The 551-nt window shown below is 59.7% G+C and carries 1 protein-coding gene; it reads right to left on the bottom strand.

Features of this window, described 5'->3' with window-relative positions; all coding sequences use genetic code 11:
• Positions 1–16: 16 nt before the first annotated feature.
• On the bottom strand, positions 17–551 hold a 535-nt coding region (locus SO139_RS46390), incomplete at its 5' end, for an IS630 family transposase (protein ID WP_498542179.1).

The following is a 551-nucleotide window of genomic DNA, read 5'->3' as shown; positions in this document are numbered from 1 at the left end:
CTAAAGCGTGATGGCATTAAGTTCGATAGCCTGAATTTTTGAGGTAGTTGGCGCATTCCTCGGGGGTGAAGGCATCGAGTGCGTGACCGATTGCGGCGCAGACCGCATCGACGGTTCGCGCGGCCGCTTTGCGGAGCAGGTGCTTGAGCTTGGCAAAGACCTGTTCGATCGGGTTCAAGTCGGGCGAGTATTTTGGCAGGAAGAAGAGTTTGGCGCCGACCGAGCGTATGAGTTGGCGAACTGCTTTGCTCCTGTGGCTACCGAGGTTATCCAAGACGACGATGTCACCGGGTCGAAGGACGGGTAGAAGAACCTTCTCGACATAGGTGCGAAAGCTCACGCCATCGATCGGGCCCTCGATGAACCATGGCGCATCGATCCGGTCATGGCGCAGGGCCGCCAGGAAGGTCATGGTCTTCCAGCGGCCGTGCGGAACCTTGGCGGGAAGTCTGTGCCCGCGCGGCGCCCATCCCCGCAAAGGCGCCATATCGGTTCTGGTCCAGGTCTCGTCGATGAAGACCAGCCGCTCAGCTTCGACGCGACCTTGATAC

The organism is Bradyrhizobium sp. UFLA05-89, from assembly GCF_059803475.1.
Note: the sequence above shows the minus strand (reverse complement) of the source record. Positions and strands in the feature narration are given on the sequence as shown.